General features: G+C 45.9%; 16 protein-coding genes and 1 riboswitch. Of the genes, 7 read left to right on the forward strand and 9 right to left on the reverse strand.

The window, feature by feature from the left end; translation table 11 throughout:
• The first annotated feature begins 185 nt into the window (after positions 1–185).
• Both R8N28_RS04150 and R8N28_RS04155 read left to right on the forward strand, forming a co-directional pair.
• Positions 186–827: a MarC family protein gene (locus tag R8N28_RS04150; RefSeq protein WP_005374889.1), complete on the forward strand. Its 642-nt coding sequence runs from the start codon at positions 186–188 to the stop codon at positions 825–827.
• A gap of 190 nt (positions 828–1,017) precedes the next feature.
• The gene (locus R8N28_RS04155) at positions 1,018–1,890 is read left to right on the forward strand and encodes a patatin family protein (RefSeq protein WP_017634445.1); all 873 of its coding nucleotides are present in this window, start codon (positions 1,018–1,020) and stop codon (positions 1,888–1,890) included.
• Between the two features lie 52 nt (positions 1,891–1,942).
• Here R8N28_RS04155 and gbpA read toward each other — a convergent pair whose 3' ends face one another.
• From gbpA to R8N28_RS04170, 3 genes are all read right to left on the reverse strand, one after another.
• Positions 1,943–3,406, reverse strand: a complete 1,464-nt coding sequence (gene gbpA, locus R8N28_RS04160; RefSeq protein ID WP_065275506.1) for an N-acetylglucosamine-binding protein GbpA — start codon at positions 3,404–3,406, stop codon at positions 1,943–1,945.
• A gap of 98 nt (positions 3,407–3,504) precedes the next feature.
• Positions 3,505–3,605: riboswitch (cyclic di-GMP riboswitch) on the reverse strand.
• 267 nt (positions 3,606–3,872) lie between these two features.
• Complete coding sequence (locus R8N28_RS04165; RefSeq protein ID WP_005384595.1) at positions 3,873–4,373, reverse strand: fasciclin domain-containing protein; 501 nt, start codon at positions 4,371–4,373, stop codon at positions 3,873–3,875.
• 80 nt (positions 4,374–4,453) lie between these two features.
• Positions 4,454–5,935, reverse strand: a complete 1,482-nt coding sequence (locus tag R8N28_RS04170; protein WP_065275505.1) for a cryptochrome/deoxyribodipyrimidine photo-lyase family protein — start codon at positions 5,933–5,935, stop codon at positions 4,454–4,456.
• A gap of 108 nt (positions 5,936–6,043) precedes the next feature.
• Between R8N28_RS04170 and R8N28_RS04175 the strand changes: the two genes are divergently transcribed.
• Entirely contained in the window at positions 6,044–6,349 is a 306-nt protein-coding gene (locus R8N28_RS04175; protein WP_017634442.1) for a DUF6482 family protein, read from the forward strand.
• A 68-nt stretch (positions 6,350–6,417) separates the two neighbouring features.
• Here the strand turns inward: R8N28_RS04175 and R8N28_RS04180 are convergent, their stop codons facing one another.
• Together R8N28_RS04180 and R8N28_RS04185 are read right to left on the reverse strand one after the other, a co-directional pair.
• Positions 6,418–7,398: a rhodanese-related sulfurtransferase gene (locus R8N28_RS04180; protein ID WP_017820145.1), complete on the reverse strand. Its 981-nt coding sequence runs from the start codon at positions 7,396–7,398 to the stop codon at positions 6,418–6,420.
• Positions 7,399–7,853: 455 nt separating this feature from the next.
• Entirely contained in the window at positions 7,854–9,149 is a 1,296-nt protein-coding gene (locus R8N28_RS04185; RefSeq protein WP_065275504.1) for an alpha/beta fold hydrolase, read from the reverse strand.
• A gap of 210 nt (positions 9,150–9,359) precedes the next feature.
• Between R8N28_RS04185 and R8N28_RS04190 the strand changes: the two genes are divergently transcribed.
• Positions 9,360–10,517: a D-alanyl-D-alanine carboxypeptidase family protein gene (locus R8N28_RS04190; RefSeq protein ID WP_029803147.1), complete on the forward strand. Its 1,158-nt coding sequence runs from the start codon at positions 9,360–9,362 to the stop codon at positions 10,515–10,517.
• An 84-nt stretch (positions 10,518–10,601) separates the two neighbouring features.
• Here R8N28_RS04190 and R8N28_RS04195 read toward each other — a convergent pair whose 3' ends face one another.
• A complete protein-coding gene (locus R8N28_RS04195) occupies positions 10,602–13,259 on the reverse strand; it encodes an alpha-amylase family glycosyl hydrolase (protein WP_065275503.1) in 2,658 nt (885 codons plus the stop codon).
• Positions 13,260–13,388: 129 nt separating this feature from the next.
• A complete protein-coding gene (locus R8N28_RS04200) occupies positions 13,389–14,852 on the reverse strand; it encodes a helix-turn-helix transcriptional regulator (RefSeq protein ID WP_170960398.1) in 1,464 nt (487 codons plus the stop codon).
• A gap of 167 nt (positions 14,853–15,019) precedes the next feature.
• On the opposite strand from R8N28_RS04200, the gene R8N28_RS04205 reads away from it, so the two are divergent.
• Both R8N28_RS04205 and R8N28_RS04210 read left to right on the forward strand, forming a co-directional pair.
• Positions 15,020–15,673 carry an oxygen-insensitive NAD(P)H-dependent nitroreductase NfsB gene (locus R8N28_RS04205; RefSeq protein WP_005384588.1) on the forward strand — a complete coding sequence of 218 codons (654 nt, stop codon included), beginning with the start codon at positions 15,020–15,022 and terminating at the stop codon, positions 15,671–15,673.
• A gap of 69 nt (positions 15,674–15,742) precedes the next feature.
• Entirely contained in the window at positions 15,743–16,033 is a 291-nt protein-coding gene (locus R8N28_RS04210) for a putative quinol monooxygenase (RefSeq protein ID WP_005374925.1), read from the forward strand.
• Here R8N28_RS04210 and R8N28_RS04215 read toward each other — a convergent pair.
• Positions 16,030–16,953 (reverse strand): LysR family transcriptional regulator, encoded by a 924-nt coding sequence (locus R8N28_RS04215; protein ID WP_005374928.1) that lies wholly within the window; start codon positions 16,951–16,953, stop codon positions 16,030–16,032. The genes R8N28_RS04210 and R8N28_RS04215 overlap by 4 nt on opposite strands.
• Positions 16,954–17,085: 132 nt before the next feature.
• Here R8N28_RS04215 and R8N28_RS04220 point away from each other — a divergent pair, with 132 nt between their 5' ends.
• Entirely contained in the window at positions 17,086–17,304 is a 219-nt protein-coding gene (locus tag R8N28_RS04220) for a VF530 family DNA-binding protein (RefSeq protein ID WP_005374929.1), read from the forward strand.
• 1,861 nt (positions 17,305–19,165) lie between these two features.
• Here the strand turns inward: R8N28_RS04220 and R8N28_RS04225 are convergent.
• Positions 19,166–19,618, reverse strand: coding sequence for an acyl-CoA thioesterase (locus R8N28_RS04225; RefSeq protein WP_065275502.1), 453 nt, complete (start codon positions 19,616–19,618; stop codon positions 19,166–19,168).
• Positions 19,619–19,657: the final 39 nt, after the last annotated feature.

The raw sequence follows: 19,657 nt of genomic DNA on the forward strand, positions 1-19,657 counted from the left end.
ACATCCCCTGTTACGTTAAAGGCTGAAGACTCACCTTAGCGACATTTGATGAGTCGGTAAACTATCTCAAAAGAAAAACAATGCTTGGCGCATAAGTGTGAAGACGATTCGAGATTACACCACTCGTTCTGTTTGAGAGCGTATATACTGTTTTTAGAATCAATAATTTAAATGCAGTGGAAAATATGAAAGAACTCATTGTTCATACAGTTACGGTGTTTATGGGCTTCTTTGCCATCATGAACCCTATCGCCAATATTCCCATCTTTTTGAGTTTAACTGCTGATGAAGATAAAGAAACCATCCGTTCCATTGCGCTCCGCTCGGTTTTTATTGCATTTATTATCATCGCGATATTTTCTATTGCCGGTAAGTTAATTTTTGATTTGTTTGGTATCACGCTTTATGCATTGCGAATAACAGGCGGTATTTTGGTGTTTTTGATAGGTTTTAACATGCTTCAAGGTGATTCGACGCATCAGAAAACCAAAGAGAAGGCGTATTCACCAGCTCAGCAACGGGCGGCATTGAGTATTGCAGTGTCTCCACTGGCGATGCCAATATTAGCTGGGCCTGGAACGATTGCTACCGCGATGAACTTTGCGACAGCGGGTGGTTTCGATCAAACCATTATTACTATCGTTTCTTTCGCTGTCCTTTGTGTGATCACCTATGTACTGTTTTTGTTTGGAGACAAATTGGTCAAAGCGGTTGGACCAAGTGCTCTAAATGTTGTGACTAAAATGATGGGCTTAATTCTAGCTGTTATTGGTACTCAAATGTTCATTGATGGCGCGGGCGAAGCCTATAAAACGGTTTTCTCCTAGATTTCTCTTAGACCTTGCCACCTTGGTTCAACCCGCAATTACATTTCTAACGGGGACGGATTTTTTGAACTTTAGTTTTCATTTTCTAAGAGAGAAATAAATAGACTTCACCTATTTCAATAATAAGAATATTCAATTGTTGTGATTGCACGAATTTCATTACTCTTTTGGCAAGGAGAATGGGGGAAATATGGCAACAAAAGCAATTGTAGTAGAAGGTGGCGCGATGCGAGGCGTCTTCGCAAGCGGAGTGTTAGATGCGTTTTTAGAGCAGAGTTATAAACCGTTTGATTTTGCAATCGGTGTATCTGCTGGTGCATCAAATTTGATTGGGTATTTGACCGACTACCCACATCGCAGTATTAACGTCATTACTAAGCTGGCCACAAGCAAACGCTTTTTTGACCCGACTCGCTTCGTTAAAGGTGGGGACCTCATCGATGTGAAGTGGTTGTTTGAAGAATCTAATCGCTTGTATCCCGTCGATGAAAATAAACTGTTTAATGGCGTTCCTTTTCTCGCAGCGACAACAAATGTAGATACAGGGCAGGCAGATTACTATCGCGTGACACGTGATAATTTTCACCATGCGATTGAAGCGACAACAGCATTACCGATTGCCTACAAGCATACCCCTTGTTTTTCTGGTGGTTGTTATACCGATGGTGGGGTCGCGGACTCTATCCCAGTGCGTGAAGCTTATCGTCGAGGGGCTCGCGACATAACCGTAGTACTCTCTCACCCGCTGAATTATGCCAAAAAGCCAGTTAAGACCACATGGCTGATGAAGAAACTTTTTGCGGAGCACCCCAAAATGGCGGATGCGATGTTAAGACGTGCAGATAACTATAATCAATCATTAGAGTTTATTCGTAACCCTCCACCAGGAACACATGTTAGGGTAATTGCCCCACCAGATAATTTTCATGTTCAGCGCTTATCAATGCGACAATCCGTTTTACTAGAAGGGTATGAAATGGGACTGATTGAGGGGCGAGCGCATCTCACTAGTTTATCTGGTGTTCATGGTTTAGACCGGGAAAATTGTCATTTTTGCGTTTGATTATAAAAGAGCCTCATAGTGAGGCTCTTTTGCGTAACGTTCAAAGGGGGATTTAGTTGACTTTATCCCAAGCCATCTCCCAGTGTGAACCTATTCCAGGCTCGTAATGGTTTGCGCTTTCTTTCCACTGCATACAGTAACCAGAGTATGGGAAAGGTTTACATTGATAAATGCCCCCGTCGCTGGCAAGCACTTTTGTGCCCGCCGTGTAGCTAGATAGTCCTTCAGGGAAGACAAAATCGTACTCACCAGATGGTGGCGGAGTAACTGACTCTTCTTTTAAGTGAAAGTCGAGTGTTTGCTGATCCACCAAGTTGCCATTTTTATCCTTAATACGTGTCACGAGCATATGGTGACCCGGCTCCGATTTACTTAAAGCGAGCGATATCGCCTCTACCGAGCCGTCTTTCATTTCGTTTGCCCAACTTGCAAGTGGTTCGCGATGGTGATTGTAAACGGTGAGTTCTGCATTTAAATCGCCTTCAGCAGTTAGTGTCAGATCCAACGTTGTCGGTGTTGACTCAATGATATATTCGTCTGCTAAGCCATCTACTGTGAGTGAGTATTCTGGAACAGGAGTTTCAATGTTATAGCCGATCTCTACTCGCTCAAGGCCGCTATTTGCTTGCAGATACACCGGATTAGTACCATAAACAGGAGTGAATTTATCCTCTGCATACTGCCCGGCTTGCAGTTTTGCTTGTTCTTGGTTTAGCTTAGTCGCGAGTGCGTAAGACCAGTTTTTCGCTTGGCCCATTGCTGCATCGGTAATTTCTAGTTCAGTTCTATACGCTATGTTTTCACCTGCTTGATCAAATACGCGCGTATAAACCGAATCCCCAATATTTAAATCCATTGTAGGAATAATTTGACCGCCTTGCTTCCAATCTGGAATAACGGGACTGTCACCATCAAATTTCACATCGATCACGTTATAAAATGAGGCTGCAGTGTCGCCAACATCCCATACTGCCAGGATGACATGGTATCCCTCGCGAGTAGGCACATTACATTGATGGCTTACCTGTTTCGGGGGTTGAACCATATTGCCGTCGACGACACAGAAAGGAGTTAGATCAAAAGAGTCTCGTGATAGTGAAGCGTTTGGGTTCCAATCAGGCTTGGTGATGTAATATTTCCAGTCGCGCGTCACGTGGTTAGCGGTAAATGTCCATTCAAAAGTTTGTGTACCTGCTTGAATAGTGCGTTTTACCCAACGGTCGGCAGTTTGCTCATCAAGGGCAGCTGCTAAAGCGGTTTCGGCACTCGCTATTTTACCATCGCGAGGCCCTGTTTCGGGAAAGCCATCAGGGCCTTCAACGCTTTGCGGTTCATATTGAATCGCACCGCAGTTATTATTTTTTTCGTTAGTATCTGGCGTTGGATACTTACATAGTGCCGAGCGACTTGCAGCGACACCACCATTGGTTTCTGATACATAACCGTGAGCCGCAGCACCTGAGCTAATGCTTGCAAGTGCTAACGCGAGTACGGATTTGGTTGGAAATGATTTCATCACATGTCCTCTGTTATGGCTGACAAACTAGTGTCACACCCCGGCGCATGCTGAGCATAAAGCAACGCTACAGAAATTGGACTTCTGTAACACTGCGTCATGGTAACCCCGCTATCATGAGCATTCTTTTAGATTTTTAAATGCTGACAGACCGGAAGCTTTGCGTCCCACCCTTTCGAATGGTTTGCCGAAATGTGATTGAGCAGCCAAAATTTAGCTTAAGAATTTACATGTGGAAAAGTAAACGTCACTGACATGGAATCCTGTTCTCAAATTGAAAGATAACGATATCTTAACCTCGTCAATATTGTGCAGTGTCGTATTGCAAGGTATTGATTTTAATTTTGTTTTTATCCTTTTTATAGTCATGGTGAATGAGTGGGGGTGGGGATAAGTGGAGAGGAATCGTGCTAAGGGTGGAAGAAGTTCTGTCTAAAGGGCGGAGTGTACCGCCCTCTGGATGGTGTTATTTCGGCATAATGACAGTATCAATCACGTGAATGACACCGTTTTTAGCTTTCACATCGGTTGCGATGACATTTGCATCGTTAACCATGACTTTATCGCCCATGGTTTTAATCATCACATCTTGCCCCTGAACCGTAGTCGCTTTGTCTAGCTTAACAACATCGGCAGCCATCACTTTCCCTGGGACGACGTGATAAGTCAAAACAGATACTAACTTGTCTTTGTTTTCCGGCATTAAGAGCATGTCGACTGTGCCGTCTGGCAGTTTTGCAAAAGCGTCATCCGTTGGTGCAAAAACAGTAAATGGGCCTTCCCCTTTGAGAGTGTCAACCAGGCCCGCTGCTTTCACCGCAGCAACAAGCGTATTGAAAGAGCCGTTTTCAGCGGCAACGTCGACAATATCGGCTTTCATCATGCCATGCTCATGAGCCTTGACGGGAAGCATAAAAGATAATGTCGCCATCAGTGTAGCCGCGATAACTAAGATACGTTTGAACATAGTGTGTTCCTTACTAGTTGAGGGTACAACGGGTTCCCTGGAGTGTGTTTGCATTTGTACGCATTGTCATTGAAAGATGATCATCGCGTCCTACTTTCTTTTGAGGGTCTAACATGTCGCGCAAGAATTCGTCTGCCTTCTTGTTTCACATCGGCTCGTTTCCGCCACGTCCATAAGCGCTCTCTTGCTGCCTTAGCTGCGTTGTCTGGTGCGATAATAGGTGCAAGGTAACGGCTATCTGGCTGCAATTGATACATGACAGCTTCCATTTGGGTCATTGTCCAGGGCTCGAATAAAAGAGGGGGAGGAACCATTTGTAACTCAGGTACCCACTTGTAGATGAACGTACCGTTAGGATCATGTTCTTGGGCTTGCTTGATCGGATTATAAATACGGATTGTGTTAGTCCCGGTTACTCCTGCTTGCATTTGGAATTGTGGGTAATGAATTCCGGGCTCAAAGTCGAGAAACAGTTGCGCTAAATGCGTTACACCTACTCGCCAATTCATGTTCATGTGGTGAGTAAGAAAGCTAACCAGCATGGCACGCATGCGAAAGTTAATGTAACCAGTGTGGTGCAAACAGCGCATGCAGGCATCAATCAAAGGTACGCCAGTATGCCCGGATTTCCATGCTGCTAACTTTTCTTCATCGAAAGTACTACTTTGTTTAATCAATGGTTCGTAAGCCCGATTAACGCAGTAAAACTCCATGTCGTATTCCGATTCGAATTTTTGGATGAAGTGACAGTGCCAATGAAGCCGTGAAGACAATGCAATTAAGCTGCGACGAAACCCAGCGACTTGCCAGTGTTTCAAAAGGTATTGATACACTTCACGCAAGGATATGTTACCCCAAGCGAGATATGGAGAAAGTCGAGTACAGGCTGTGCGTGAGGCTGTGGGACTAGAAATGCTTCGATAGTAATCACGACCTCGACGATGGAAAAAGTCCTCTAGTGTTTTCCAAGCGAGCCGGCTTCCTCCCGTTTGCATTCCTTTGCATTTTGATAGCCAGGATGATGGTGGCGAAAACGAACAGCCGAGAGCTTCTGCATCCAATGAATGCAATAAGTCGGTTTGGAGCTCAATAGGGCTTATTGAGGCTCTCATGACAGAGTCCCAATGTTTGTCCCAACCTTGCCGGTTTATTGCACCTCTGATTACAGCACCGTGTTCGAATTCAAACCAGTCGATGTTATGCTCATACAGCCAAGCGGCAACTTGTCGGTCTCGTTCAAAGGTGCAGTTGAGTCCTATTTCTTGGTGAGAAAAAACAGCGTTGATTTGATATTGCGCTTGAATTGATTGGAAACATGCTAAGGCATCGTCAAACAGCACCGTGATTCGATGCCCATACGCTTTGAGCGTCTCATCCATGTCTTGCAGTGATTGCCAAACAAATCGCCAGTGGCGCTCAGAATAGTGTGGGTTGTTCAATAGCAATGGTTCAACAATATACAAAAGCACAGTTGGGTGCTTTGTTGATAATGCTTGAGTTAGTGGTTGATGGTCAGTCAGCCTTAAATCTCGCTTTAACCACACGACATTGATTGTTTGCATCGGAATCCTCTTTGTTTCCGATGTTGTACGCAAGTAAACCGAAGAAATCTCATCCAATGATCGGTTTTATTCCACAAAACGTAGAGGTAACTTTTAGGGAGGTGACACATGGCAATAGCATTGAGTAAGTTACAAAAATACTTCTATGTGGACAAATTGGTCATTCATTCGCTTGATCTCGCATTGTATCAGGCATCTGTTGTGATTGATGGAGAAGCGCAATTTATCACTGATGACAACGGTATCTTTTTGAGGGCTCATTCCCTGATCGAGATGCAAAAGAAGTGCAGGAATATCAAAGCAAATAAGCAGGTCTTAGTGCATCAAAGTGCTTATGATGAAATGGTGGGGCTACCCGAAGGTAAAAGAGACAATCAACTAGAGGTATTGGTGAGGGATACAAAATTGTATTGAAAGAGTATTGGTGCGCAGTAAAAGCGAGCCACCTTACGGCAGCTCGCTAAATATAAGGAGAGTTAGGCTTAGTCTTGTTTACGCTGCGCTTCTTTTTGCGCGTACTTAGCGGCACGTCGAGCTTCTCTTTGCTTGGCACTTTCACCACCAACATGCTGCTCGCCTCGCTGCTCTGCAAGAACAATTTGTTTTTCACGCTCGCGGAATCGAGCAATTTGTTCTTCTGAGTGTTTGCCGTGACATTTTGGACAGCTCACGCCTTGCTCGAACAATTCTGACTGTTTGTCTTCTTCAGTGATCGGTAGACGACAAGCGTTACATAAATCGTAATCTGCTTTTTCTAGCTGGTGGTTCACGGCAACACGACCGTCAAATACGTAACAATCGCCTTCCCACATGCTCTCTTCTTGAGGAACTTCTTCAAGATATTTAAGAATGCCGCCTTCTAGGTGGTAGACCTCATCAAAGCCCTGTTCTTTCATGTAAGCCGTTGATTTTTCGCAGCGGATACCACCGGTACAGAACATCGCAACTTTCTTGTGTTTTGCCGGGTCCATGTTTTCTTTTACATAGTCTGGGAATTCACGAAAGGTTTCAGTATTTGGGTTTACAGCGCCTTTGAATGTCCCGATCTCGATTTCGTAATCATTACGTGTATCGACAACAAACACTTCAGGATCAGCAATAAGATCGTTCCACTCTTGAGGTTTCACGTAAGTACCCACTACGTGGCGAGGGTCTATACCTTCAACACCTAATGTTACGATCTCTTTTTTCAATTTCACTTTGGTGCGATTGAATGGCTGGGTCTCAGAATACGACTCTTTGTATACGGTGCCAGTCAAACGAGGTTCGTTGTTTAGCCACTCCAGTAGCGTATCAATACCTGCACGATCAGATGCAACAGTACCGTTGATACCTTCACTTGCCAGTAGTAATGTTCCGCGAATATGGTGTTTTTCCATCAACGCAAGTAATGGCTCGCGTAGCTCTTGATAGTTATTCAGCTCAACAAACTTGTACAGCGCACAAACTACATACTGACTCATGAGGTTTCCTTTAAAAATACAGGTGGTCAACGACCTTAAAATTTTAGCGGCACGAAGTATACCTGACTAAACTAGTCGGAAATACGGACAAATTATACGGATATTATGAGTAGGCGGGGCCTGGCGGTCTTTGGTAGGGGGAGCATGTCCGCAGGTGAAGCCGCTATGTGTTCAAATTATAATCATTAATTATAGTGGGTTAGGTAGGTTGGAGCCGATACTTTTGGTTTAAATTTATGCCGTTTTGGGCCCTTCAAAAAAGTTAGGCGCAAGAAGCACCAAGTAATCACCGGAGTCATTGACAAGGAAAGGACATGTCGCAGTTTTATACATGAGGTGGTGAGGGATAAAGGTTTAGGGACAAAGAGTGAATGACTGATCGCCATTGTTCATAAACCGCTATAAACGCCTTTTCATCAAATACTAAAAAGGCGTATTTCTAACGTCTGTCCTGCTTATTTCAACGCAGCTGCGGTCTGTTTACCCATGGCAATGAGCCTGTCGAGAATGCGTTCACCGTCGGCACGCAAACCGTTGTGCTCGTACTCGTTGGTGATCCACGCTTTTGAATTTGGGATTAACGCGAGCGTCTCTCGGCTGATATCCATTTCAACAAACATATCATCGGCGTAAACGGCGCAACTGACCGGCACTTTGTTCTGAGCCAGTTGTGTTTGATCGTACAGCGCAGTCCAATCTTTTTTCGCTGCCAATATTTCTGCGGCGTCTTTTAGTGGTTTGAGGTTAACGTATTGGTCGAACATCCATGGGAAGACCATTTCCCCCGTAAAGTAAAATGGCTTGCCAGATTCATAATTAAACTCTGATCGGGTTTGGCGAACGCGGTGCGCACTCCAATTCGACGCGAAGCTTTGACAGTAAATCGATTCATGCAAAATGGCGTAGATCGGGTTGGTTTGGAAGTTTTGCTGCGCCAACATATCGTTTAAGAACTCATAACGAAGTTGTGGTTTGCCGTTCACTTCAATCAACGCGCTTTCTAGCCAATAGTAAGTTGGTAAGAAAGTATCACTCACACCAAAGTTGATGCCGATTTGTTGAAATTGTTCCACCGTGAAGCGTTGACCATTTGGTAGGTACTCTTCATTTTCTAGCAAGTGATTCGCAATGTTTTGGCAAAGTTGCTGTGCATTGGGAAATTGTTGGAAGAACGCTTGGTTTTTCTCCATGGTGCGTTTGAAAGTGGCTTCATACACATCGTCGGTATGACGCGAGACTGATGGCACGCCACCTGTGATGTAGCTTTGTAGCAAGCTGTCTGGGAACAAAGACAAATAGGTGAGGGAGCAAAAACCACCAAAGCTTTGACCTAAGATCGCCCATTTTTCGACGCCAAATTGCTCACGAATGTATTCCGCGTCGCGCACGATGTTATCCGCTCGGAAGTGGCTCAAGTAGTCTGCTTGTTGCGCTGGCGTGAGGTGAGCAAGCGTCTGGTGATTAATTACGCTGCTGTTGCCCGTACCGCGCTGGTCGAGAAGCAAAACTCGGTACTCTTGCAGGGCGCGTTTTACCCAGCCGTTATTGCCGTTTTGACGCGGAGAGGGAAAGCCAGGTCCGCCCTGAAAGTAAACCAACCAAGGTTTGGTCGATTCTTCATCGCCAACTAGGCAAACCGCACGGGCGAAGACTTCAATGGTGTCTTTGCTCGCGTCTTGGTAATCCAGAGGAACGGTAAAACTGTGGGGAGTGTAATGCAATCCTGCGTCGATAAATGATTGAGCGTTCATTGTTATCTTTATTTCCTTATTGAGGGGTAGCGCTACTTTACTGCGAATGGCATGAAGAACCAATGCTATTTCCCAATTGCCTCTTCAGTTCTATACCTTGATCAAATCAATGTAAGTTCAAGAAAATGAAACGATTAGCGACTGGTGCAACTGGTTGAGTGAGCTATGCTCAATAGAGTTGCGACAAAGTAAGAGCATGGAGGAAGTCGGATGAAAGTGTCACTGGCTCGATGGACAATTGTGACTTGTTTAATAAGCGTACCTACTTTTGCCGTTGTTACGCCCAACCCACCTCAGTTACAGGCAAAAGGCTACGTATTAATGGACTTTCAATCCGGTGCCATTATTGCCGAGCATAACGGGCGAGCAGGGCTTGCTCCGGCGAGTTTAACCAAGTTGATGACCGCTTATGTAGTTGGACAAGAAATCAAAGCGGGGCGTTTGAAATGGGATGATGTTGTCACCGTGAGTGAAAACGCGTGGTCGGCCAAGTTTCCCGGTTCTTCTAAAATGTTCATCAAACCGAAAGATGAAATTAGTGTTGCGAACTTAATGCGCGGCGTGATCATCCAATCAGGAAATGACGCGTGCGTTGCACTGGCTGAGCATGTTGCAGGCAGTGAACGCGGCTTTGTCGCCTTGATGAATGGTTGGGCGGAGAAATTAGGACTGCAAGACACCTATTTTGTGAACTCCCATGGTCTTGATAGTGATGGCATCCAAACCTCACCAACCGATATGGCAAGACTCATGCAGTCGATCATCAGCGATGTTCCTGATGTGTACGCGCTATACAGTGAGAAAGTCTTCAAGTGGAACGACATTACGCAGTACAACCGCAATAAGTTGTTGTGGGACAATTCCATTGATGTCGACGGGGGAAAAACCGGCTACACCAGCAATGCCGGATACAGCTTGGTGAGCTCGGCCAAAGAAGGAAGAATGCGCCTTATCTCGGTGGTGATGGGTACGCCAAGTAAACAGGCTCGGATCAGCCAATCGAAGAATCTACTCAGCTATGGTTTTCGCTTTTATGACACCAAGCAAGTTGCTAAACAGGGGGAAGTTGAGTCTAAAGTTCGCGTTTGGAAGGGAAATGCTAATCAAGTTGAGGCGATCTTTGCTAAAGATGCCTATCTCACTCTGCCTCGTTCAATGACGGCTGGGCTTGATAAGAGTGTGGTGTTAAATGAACCGTTGATTGCGCCGATCGCGCAAGGAGATGAGATTGGTAAGGTCGTTTGGAAAAGCGATGACAGTACCGTGGCGAGTTATCCCTTGGTCAGCAGCCAAGCGGTAGAAGAGGGCTCGTGGTTTGGTCAGCTTTGGGACAGTTTGGTGCTGTGGGTGAAATCATTCTTTAGCTAGAATAAAAACGAGCAGAAGTTTCTTTCTGCATTCTTTTGTTGATGACCGCCCAGCTAAACGCTGGGCGGTGTTTTATTTAACGGTTTATTCCGACAAGGTGATGATTGGTAAATCGTCCCAAATCTTACTTTCATCCGATGCGCCACCGGAGAAGTTCCAAGGGCCTTTGTCTTGCTCTAGCGGACGGTAAGTTGCTGAAAGGCCGTCTAAGTCCCAAGTCGAGACATAGAATCGGATTCCATCGAGCGACTCTGGGCGGCCTAATGCATCGCTAGCAAAGTCCATAGAAATGGTGTTGTTGGCTTTGTCTACTGTCACTGTTGGTGCTGGAGTTACGGCTTCTCCCCATGTCGTCGCATTTGCTCCTTTGGTGCTGTAAATCGAGCTTTGCCAGCCAAAAACAACCGCATTGCGACTCCAGGTTCCGTTTGGCATAGAAGCGTTGATCTTCGGTAGCTCAGACAAGTTGGTTGCGGCTTCTTCCGGTAAATCAATGAAGATGGTGAAACCAACGTGGTCAAAGCCGTTTGGTGGCAACCAAGTATCGGTGATCTTGTCCATAGTGAAGGTCAAGCGCACGTTACTGCCGACGGTAAATACCTCAGCTTTGTTGATTGCGAGTTGGCTGTTATCTTTATCGAACGTTGGATCCGTTGGTAGCGAGTAGTTACCGTTAGGACCGCCCATGCCATCTTGCGCATCGCCTGCGTCATCAATAGTGTCGTCTGGCGTGTTTGACCAGCTTAAGTCCGACACAAAGTTTACATCTTCAATGCCAGCTTTTTTCTCAGTAGAATAAATCGCGAAGCGGTGTTGTTGTTCGCCAATTGCAAAGTGACGAGTCGACAGCGTGACACTAAACTGACCATCAGCGCCTGCAGTAATGGCTTGCGCTGTTTCTAAGTTACCATCGACGACAAGGTTCAACTTCTCGTTGGCGTTCGCACTACCCGCGATAACAATATCACCAGTGATGGTTTTTCCTTCCCAATCCTGCGCCAGTTGTATGTTGAGGTCTGGGGTATCTACCGATTGGGTATCGTTAGTTTTTGAGTAAATCACGGCAGATTTGGCTGGTAGCTCAAGGGTTACGTGACCGTTTTCATCTGCGATTAACTGCTCTGGAGCGTCTACCCAGTTCGACATGATTTGTTGTTTGAAGACGGTGCCACCAACTTGTTCTACATCGAGTTGGTTCATCAACATTGGAGAGTTAGATGTGTTCATTACCACTAAGACTTCGTCGTTATCCAAAGTGCGGGTAAAGGCGAACACACCTGCACCAGCTTTATCGCTGCCAATGACTTTCATTTCGCCGCGTGTCATGACTTTGTTTTCGGTACGTAACTTAGCAAGCTCTTGGATGAACAAGTACATCTCGCTGTTTTGGTCGAATGAATCTACGCAGTCGCCGTCTTCACGGTAACCGCCAGCAAACATCGCATCGCGCGCTGCTGGCATCGCTTGCTCTGTACCTTGGTAAATCACAGGAATACCGGGTACGCTCATCATGGTGATCAGAGCTTGCTTCATATCGTTGACACTGCCTTGCGATAGAAAACGCGGCATATCGTGGTTATCAATGAAGTTCGGCATGATGTATGGATTTGGGAACATCTCCATCATTTTCTCAAGACGGAAGCGTAAGTAATCGGTCGGTTGCCCTGCTGCAAATACGCGCGTCATGGTCGCTTGCAATGGGAAGTTCAGTACCGAGGTTAACTGCTCCGGCGAGCCGCTTTCGCCGATGTAAGTCAGCATCTTCTCTTCGCCTTCTGTGTTGTAAGGCGTAGATGTTTCGAAGACTTCACCAAAGGTCAGGAAGTTATCGCGACCAGTATCAACCGCTTGAGTCATCACACCATCGTCGGCGTGCAGGAAGTCGTTCCAGAAATCGTGCTCAACAAACTTCACCGTATCGATACGGAATCCGTCGACGCCGACTTCGCGAATCCATTTTCGGTAGCTCTCTTTTAGATAAGCGCGTACTTCAGGATCGGACGTATTAAGGTCATCCAAATCAGAGAGCTGCCAGGTTTTTTCTTGTACCGGATCGTTGTGGTCGGTGATGCTTGGCGTCCAGTGGTAGCTGCCTGTGCCATCTTCTTTACACTCATTCTTGTTGAGCGGGTAAGGCAGTTCTTGTCCTGCTGGTAGCGCATTTTCAATCAAACGGAAACCTTGGCAAGGTAGGCTAGGATCGTAATTGTATGGGTCATCGTAAGTGAAGAAGTTACCTACGTGGTTGGTCACGATGTCTTGAATCAAGAACATGTTACGAGCGTGCACTTCTCGCGCTAACGCTTGGTAGCTTTCCATGTCACCAAAGTGCTCATCCACTTTTTGGAAGTCACGCGCCCAGTAACCGTGGTAGCCACCATAGTTTTGTTCTGCATCCCACCATTGGTTTGCCACTGGCGGAGTAATCCAGATCGATGTGGCACCGAGAGTTTCGATGTAGCTTAACTTATCACTCACGCCAACGAGGTCGCCGCCGCTGAACTTTTTATCCGAAGTCGGATCGAATTCGTTTTGCCCTTGATCATTAAGAGCGCTGTCGCCGTCGTTAAAACGGTCGATCATCAGGAAGTAAATGATTTGATCTTGCCAATCAGGAGATGCCACGTGGCTGCCTGTATCGACTGGTGCGGTTTCGTCGCTTCCACAGCCAGAAAGAGCTAGAGCGATCGATAAAGGAAGTATTTTTATTTTATTCATTGAGTTAGGTAGAGTTTCAAACACGGTCTTTGCCTCCGTTATGCAGCAATGCAGAAACGATAAAGCAAAGGTTTGAAATTGAGAGTGTCATTTCACGCCAAAAAAGACGTGATATGATGTCACGAAGAGACGATTTTGATCTGACCGACAGTTTTAATTGAGAGGTTGCACAATAGGATATTGTATCGGGTAATGCTCTTTCGCGAGCTCGTTGTCGGATTCATCATAAAGGCGGAAACGGCACTGCTTTGCAGTTTGAGTGAGCGATAATTGCAGCACCCAACAAGCATAATGTAGCGAGTGTTGGGTCAAGCGCATTACGTGAGGTGTAGGGGCATCATCGACGTAACAGTCAATCCTCGCAACGTTTTCAAGTCGGCATGCCAGTTCGACAAAGAGCGTGTATTGCGCCCCAATATTAATAAGCTGCCGAGTCGGGACAATGTATTCCGTTGCGCCAATTAAAAGCCCCTTAGAAACCACGTAATCACGCTGGTGGTTATTCTCAATGTAACGTTCCCCATCGACTTCATAACAAAGGCGAAAGGTAAGGGGGTGCGCTACCGGAAGTTCGGTCGTTGCCCAGAGTTCGATGCCATGACTTAAAAAGCGCTCGAAGAAGGCGGGATAGCGCCGCCATGCACCATCACGGTCTCGACACTCAACTGAGACCACTTTTTCAAACGCAATATTATCTACTTCCATCCAGATTCTACCGACGGGTTGGTCAATGTCGTGATCGGCTAAAGTATTCGCTTTGGCGTAGTACAAGCGGATCGGTTGCTGATTTAGCTGAGTTCGGTTATCCAAACATTGTTGGCGATACTGCATGGGTGAAAACGGATACCAACGGCGAAAAGTGCGGTGAAAGTTCGATGGTTCTTCATAACCGAGTTGATATGCGATTTGCTGCGTTGTGAGTTGGGTGTCGGCAAGCAAAGTGAGTGCTTGCTTTCTTTTAGCGAAATCAACGCATTGAGAGTAGCTCATTTGCTTTTCTTGCAGTCGACGTTGCAAGGTGCGTTTGGAGACGCCCAGTTGCCTTGCCGCTTGCTCTAACTTGAGCGCGTAATTACTGTTTTTGATGAACAAGGCGTTCAAAACACTCAGCAATTCTGGCTGTTCAATTGGTTGGTGAGAAAGCAGCAAATAAACATGTTTCACCAGTTCAAACACGCTTGAACTCGTTTTAGAATCTCGCGTTTCCACTAGAAAAATATTGGCCGCGAGTGGATTGTTGGCGTGAACTTGTACCTGTATTGATTCGCTTAACTCAAGCATTTCCAACTGCATTTTGAGCAAGCCAAACACCGACTCCGCCCAATTTGGCATATCGCCCGTTCTACATTCGACTTGCAGATGGATTTGGGCATCACCATGCTGCAATGTGACGTACAAACGGCGGTCGAATAATGAGACACTTTTACTCCACCAAAGCAGCCCTTCTTGGAGGTTAGGCGCTTCTTTCAACATCATGCATTGCAAGGCCACCAACTTCTCAATGTGCCAATATTCGCCGGCAATTCGAAGGTGATTGTGACCGAGCTTTTTGCACAGAAAGGATGTAATAACGTTATCTTGAGGCAGCATGAGTTGAGTTTGGTTGCGAGCAAACATGCATTATTGCCGAAAAGATGAAGAAGTCCAGTGAGAACGCTCAAAGCCTTTCTTATCGTTTTATTTTCAAATTTATTTTGAAAATGTTTTTAATCGAAATCGGTTTTTCCCTTTATCTCATGAGGTTATGCTGTTACTCCGCTTAAACTCATTAATTGGAGAGCCTCATGGATATCGTACAAGCTGCAAAATCTCGTTACTCAACGAAAGTGTTTGACCCAACGCGCAAGCTATCTCAAGAAAAAATCGATGCAGTTAAAGAGCTGATTCGTTTTAGTCCATCGAGTGTGAACTCCCAGCCTTGGCATTTCATTCTGGCAAGCACAGAAGAAGGCAAACAGCGCATCGCTAAAGCGGCGCAAGAGAATTACGCGTTTAACGCGGCGAAGATTCTCAACGCATCTCACGTATTGGTGTTTTGTGCAAAAACAGGCATCGATAACGACTACATTGAAGCGCTAATGGTGCAAGAAGAAAAAGATGGTCGATTCCCAACTGAAGAAGCGAAAGCGGCTGTGCGCGGTGGTCGTAGCTACTTTGTGAACATGCACCGTTTTGATCTGAAAGATGCAAACCATTGGATGGAGAAACAAGTTTACCTCAACGTGGGTACGTTGCTGTTGGGTGCTTCGACGCTAGAAATTGATGCAGTACCAATTGAAGGGTTTGATCCAAAAGTGCTGGATGAAGAATTTGGCTTGCGTGAAAAAGGTTATACCAGTGTTGTGATCGTGCCGCTTGGCTACCACGCGGAAGATGACTTCAACGCGAAAACGCCAAAGTCTCGCTGGGACGCAGAAACCGTATTCACCGAGATCTAATTCGAGCTTACTTACAGGTGACGTAGAACCCCGTAATCAATATATAAATCGCAAAAGAGTGATAAAACGATGATCCACTTAGTCGCAGAAGTGAAAGCCTATCCAGATAGTAAGGATCAGGTGGTGAATTTGCTTGCTGGTTTACTAGAGCCAACTCGTAAAGAAGAAGGCTGTTGCCAATACGAGTTGTATCTCGACGAAAAAGTTGATGGCCTATTTATGTTCCAAGAAATCTGGGCGTCGCAAGAGGCCTTGGATAAGCATTTGCAAAGCCCGCATATGGCGACGTTTCTTGAAACATTGGAAGAGAATGATTGGGTTGAATATACCCAGATTCGTCCTCTTCGATTTATCGCCTAATGACAGAAGGTTGCCAGCACGTTGGCGCGTTGCTGGCAGCATTTTTGTTGGATAAAGTCGCGGAAAGTCCGAATCGTTGGCGTCAATAATCGACGATCGGCACATACCATGTAGAGCGGCACTGGGCCGCAATCCCATTCTGGTAACACTCGCACCAATCTTCCCTCGATTAAGTCTCGGCTAATGTCCATCAATGATTTATTCGCAATGCCTTTGCCTTTGATCGCTAACCGGTGTGGCAAGTCACTATCGTTGCTCAACAAGTTACCGCTGACCACGATTTGTTCTTTCTCGCTGCCACGAGTGAGCGTCCATTTGTTGTAGACCGAATCCGCGACCATGTAGCACAAGCAGTTGTGTTGCGTTAAATCGGCAGGAGAGGCGAGTTCTGGATGTGTAGCTACGTACTCTGGCGATGCACATAATATCCGTTCGTTTGACCCACACAATGCCAATACGACCAGATTGGAGTCGGCCGGTTCGCCGTAGCGAATCGCAATATCGACAGGCTTTGTGTACATATCCGTCAAGCTATCGGACAGCTCTAGTTTGATGGAAACATTTGGGTAGAGATCGATGAACTCATCCACCCAATCGAGCAACATATTGCGACCAAAATCGGAGGGTGCAGTAATGTGCAGCTGACCAGACAACTCCCCGCGCGCACTTGAGATCTGATCCAACCCCTCTTGCAATGTTGCCAACGCTTGCGTGGTTTTGTCTAAAAACAGTTCGCCCTCTGAGGTTAAACGCAGGCTTCGGGTGGAACGCACAAACAACGGGAAACCGATTTGCCCTTCAAGACGCTTAATCGATGCGCTAATGGCGGCAGGTGTCATGTCCATACTGTTAGCGGCTTTTGAAAAGCTGCCTTGGCGCGCGGTTTCGACAAAAATATTGAGGTCGTTGAGGGCTTTCATAATGAAAAGGGCTTTTAAGAAGTTTGGGCTACTATAGGGGAGAGTCGTAGGCCAATTCAAGGTTAAAACATTAGGTTGCACGGCGAGTTTGAGTTAGATTAGCGCGCAACTTCATTTTACCGGATCAATAGCATGAGCCAACAGCAGCCGAATAACCCACTTCACGGGTTGAGTTTAGAGAAAATCGTCACCCGACTAGTTGAACACTTTGGTTGGAATGGCATGTATGAGCGCGTTCGTGTGAACTGTTTCAAGAAAGATCCTTCAATCAAATCGTCGCTGAAGTTCCTGCGCAAAACGCAATGGGCGCGGGACAAAGTCGAAGCGCTGTATATTGAGACATTCTGCTAACCGCTCTATGGTCTGCAGCAGCGGTAAGTAGATTCTTAGTCTCGCTTTGGCTCGCTAGAATGACGCAGCTTTTCTTATCGCGTAGGTTGGAAGAGTCGCTCCACTGATACGTCCAAAGTGATTTTCCGGATGGTCACTTAGGCTTATCTGGAATCGCTTTTTTAGATGGTTTTGTAGAGGTCATAGCCAAACTCGAACTGTTATTCTGAACCGAGAGGAACGAGCGTGATTCAGAATTTACCCTCAGATTGTATTGAGTTTATTCATGGCTCTATGGTCTGTAGCAAGCGGCAAGTAGATTCTTAGTCTCACTTTGGCTCGCTAGAATGACGCAGCTTTTCTTATCGCGTAGGCTAGAAGAGTCGCTCTACTGATGCGTCTAAAGCGAGATTCCGGATGGTCACATAGGTTTATCTGGAATCGCTTTTTTAGATGGTTTTGTAGAGGTCATAGCCAAACTCGAACTGTCATTCTGAACCGCGAGGAACGAGCGTGATTCAGAATCTACCCTCAGATTGTATTGAGTTTATTCATAGCTCTATGGCCTGCAGCAAGCGGTAAGGTAGATTCTTAGTCTCGCTATGGCTCGCTAGAATGACGCAGCTTTTCTTATCGCGTAGGCTGGAAGAGTCGCGCTGCTGATGCGTCTCAAGCGAGATTTCGGATGGTCACTTAGGCTTGTCTGGAATCGCTTTTTTAGATGGTTTTGTAGAGCTCAGAGCCAAACTCGAACTGTTATTCTGAACCGAGAGGAACGAGCGTGATTCAGAATTTACCCTCAGATTGTATTGAGTTTATTCATGGTTCTATGGTCTGCAGCAAGCGGTAAGTAGATTCTTAGTCTCGCTTTGGCTCGTTAGAATGACGTAGCTTTTCTTATCGCGTAGGCTGAAAGAGTCGCTCTACTGTTACGTCTAAAGCGAAATTCCGGATGGTCACATAGGTTCTTCTGGAATCGCTTTTTAGATGGTTTTGTAGAGATCAGAGCCAAACTCGAACCGTCATTCTGAACCGCGAGGAACGAGCGTGATTCAGAATCTACTCTCAGATTGTATTGAGTTTATTCATGGCTTTATGGTCTGCAGCAAGCGGTAGGTAGATTCTTAGTCTCACTTTGGCTCGCTAGAATGACGTGCTTTTCTTATCGCGTAGGCTGGAAGAGTCGCTCTACTGATACGTCTAAAGCGAGATTCCGAGTGACTCACTTAGGTTCTTCTGGAATCGCTTTTTGGGATGGTTTTGTAGAGATCAGAGCCAATCTCGAACTGTTATTCTGAACCGCGAGGAACAAGCGTGATTCAAAATCTACCCTCAGATTGTATTGAGTTTATTCATGGCTTTATGGTCTGCAGCAAGCGGCAAGTAGATTCTTAGTCTCGCTTTGGCTCGTTAGAATGACGCAGCTTTTCTTATCGCGTAGGCTGGAAGAGTCGCTCTACTGATACGTCTAAAGCGATTTTCCGGATGGTCACTTAGGCTTATCTGGAAAATCGCTTTTTTAGATGGTTTTGTAGAGGTCAGAGCCAAACTCGAACCGTCATTCTAAACCGCGAGGAACGAGCGTGATTCAGAATCTACTCTCAGATTGTATTTAGTTTATTCATGGCTTTATGGTCTGCAGCAAGCGGTAAGTAGATTCTTAGTCTCGCTATGGCTCGCTAGAATGACGTAGCTTTCTTATCGCGTAGGCTGTGAGAGTCGCGCTGCTGTTACGTTTAGCGAGGTTTCGAATGATTCACTTAGGCTCATTAGAATGACTCTAGTTTTCTTATTGCGTAAGTTGGAATGGTATCTCAGCATCATTCCCGATAGCGATGAAGGAGCGCTGTCGGGAACCTCGCCTTTAATCTCTCATTTCTTGCTACTCTAAATGATGCGTGCTACCCACAGTTCCTTCCAAATCTAAAATCGACTGGCGAACGTAGTCTGGAATCGCAGCTTTAACGTTGTTCTTAAAATCAAACATCACACCAGTGGCGGTCGCGATGGTCGCAATTTTACCCCACTTCTTACTCAGCACTTGGTACTCCATTGTGATGCGATCTTCTTGCATGTCGATTACGCGAGAACCGACTAATAGCGTGTCTGGGTAAGTAACAGGCAATTTGTAGAGGCATTGAGTCTCGCTCAGTACTGGCCCAATTTGCGAGGTCTGCAGGTCGACCAGCAGGTTAATTTTGTTGAAGTAATCTAAACGCGCCGTCTCGAAGTAGCGAAAATAGACCACGTTATTAACATGTTGCAGAGCATCCATTTCACCCCATGCGACTTTTATCTCTGTGATAACGGGAAAGTCCTTTAACAGTGTGTCCATTTTTATTGCTCCTTTTTCATCTGCTTTGCCACAAATTGC

It is taken from the genome of Vibrio sp. Vb1554 (assembly GCF_033344235.1).

Excerpts from the sequence above, each read along its gene's own strand:
- R8N28_RS04150 (WP_005374889.1), top strand. The coding sequence starts at position 186 with ATGAAAGAACTCATTGTTCATACAGTTACGGTGTTTATGGGCTTCTTT.
- R8N28_RS04155 (WP_017634445.1), top strand. The coding sequence starts at position 1,018 with ATGGCAACAAAAGCAATTGTAGTAGAAGGTGGCGCGATGCGAGGCGTC.
- gbpA (WP_065275506.1), bottom strand. The coding sequence starts at position 3,406 with ATGAAATCATTTCCAACCAAATCCGTACTCGCGTTAGCACTTGCAAGC.
- R8N28_RS04165 (WP_005384595.1), bottom strand. The coding sequence starts at position 4,373 with ATGTTCAAACGTATCTTAGTTATCGCGGCTACACTGATGGCGACATTA.
- R8N28_RS04170 (WP_065275505.1), bottom strand. The coding sequence starts at position 5,935 with ATGCAAACAATCAATGTCGTGTGGTTAAAGCGAGATTTAAGGCTGACT.
- R8N28_RS04175 (WP_017634442.1), top strand. The coding sequence starts at position 6,044 with ATGGCAATAGCATTGAGTAAGTTACAAAAATACTTCTATGTGGACAAA.
- R8N28_RS04180 (WP_017820145.1), bottom strand. The coding sequence starts at position 7,398 with ATGAGTCAGTATGTAGTTTGTGCGCTGTACAAGTTTGTTGAGCTGAAT.
- R8N28_RS04185 (WP_065275504.1), bottom strand. The coding sequence starts at position 9,149 with ATGAACGCTCAATCATTTATCGACGCAGGATTGCATTACACTCCCCAC.
- R8N28_RS04190 (WP_029803147.1), top strand. The coding sequence starts at position 9,360 with ATGAAAGTGTCACTGGCTCGATGGACAATTGTGACTTGTTTAATAAGC.
- R8N28_RS04200 (WP_170960398.1), bottom strand. The coding sequence starts at position 14,852 with ATGTTTGCTCGCAACCAAACTCAACTCATGCTGCCTCAAGATAACGTT.
- R8N28_RS04205 (WP_005384588.1), top strand. The coding sequence starts at position 15,020 with ATGGATATCGTACAAGCTGCAAAATCTCGTTACTCAACGAAAGTGTTT.
- R8N28_RS04210 (WP_005374925.1), top strand. The coding sequence starts at position 15,743 with ATGATCCACTTAGTCGCAGAAGTGAAAGCCTATCCAGATAGTAAGGAT.
- R8N28_RS04215 (WP_005374928.1), bottom strand. The coding sequence starts at position 16,953 with ATGAAAGCCCTCAACGACCTCAATATTTTTGTCGAAACCGCGCGCCAA.
- R8N28_RS04220 (WP_005374929.1), top strand. The coding sequence starts at position 17,086 with ATGAGCCAACAGCAGCCGAATAACCCACTTCACGGGTTGAGTTTAGAG.
- R8N28_RS04225 (WP_065275502.1), bottom strand. The coding sequence starts at position 19,618 with ATGGACACACTGTTAAAGGACTTTCCCGTTATCACAGAGATAAAAGTC.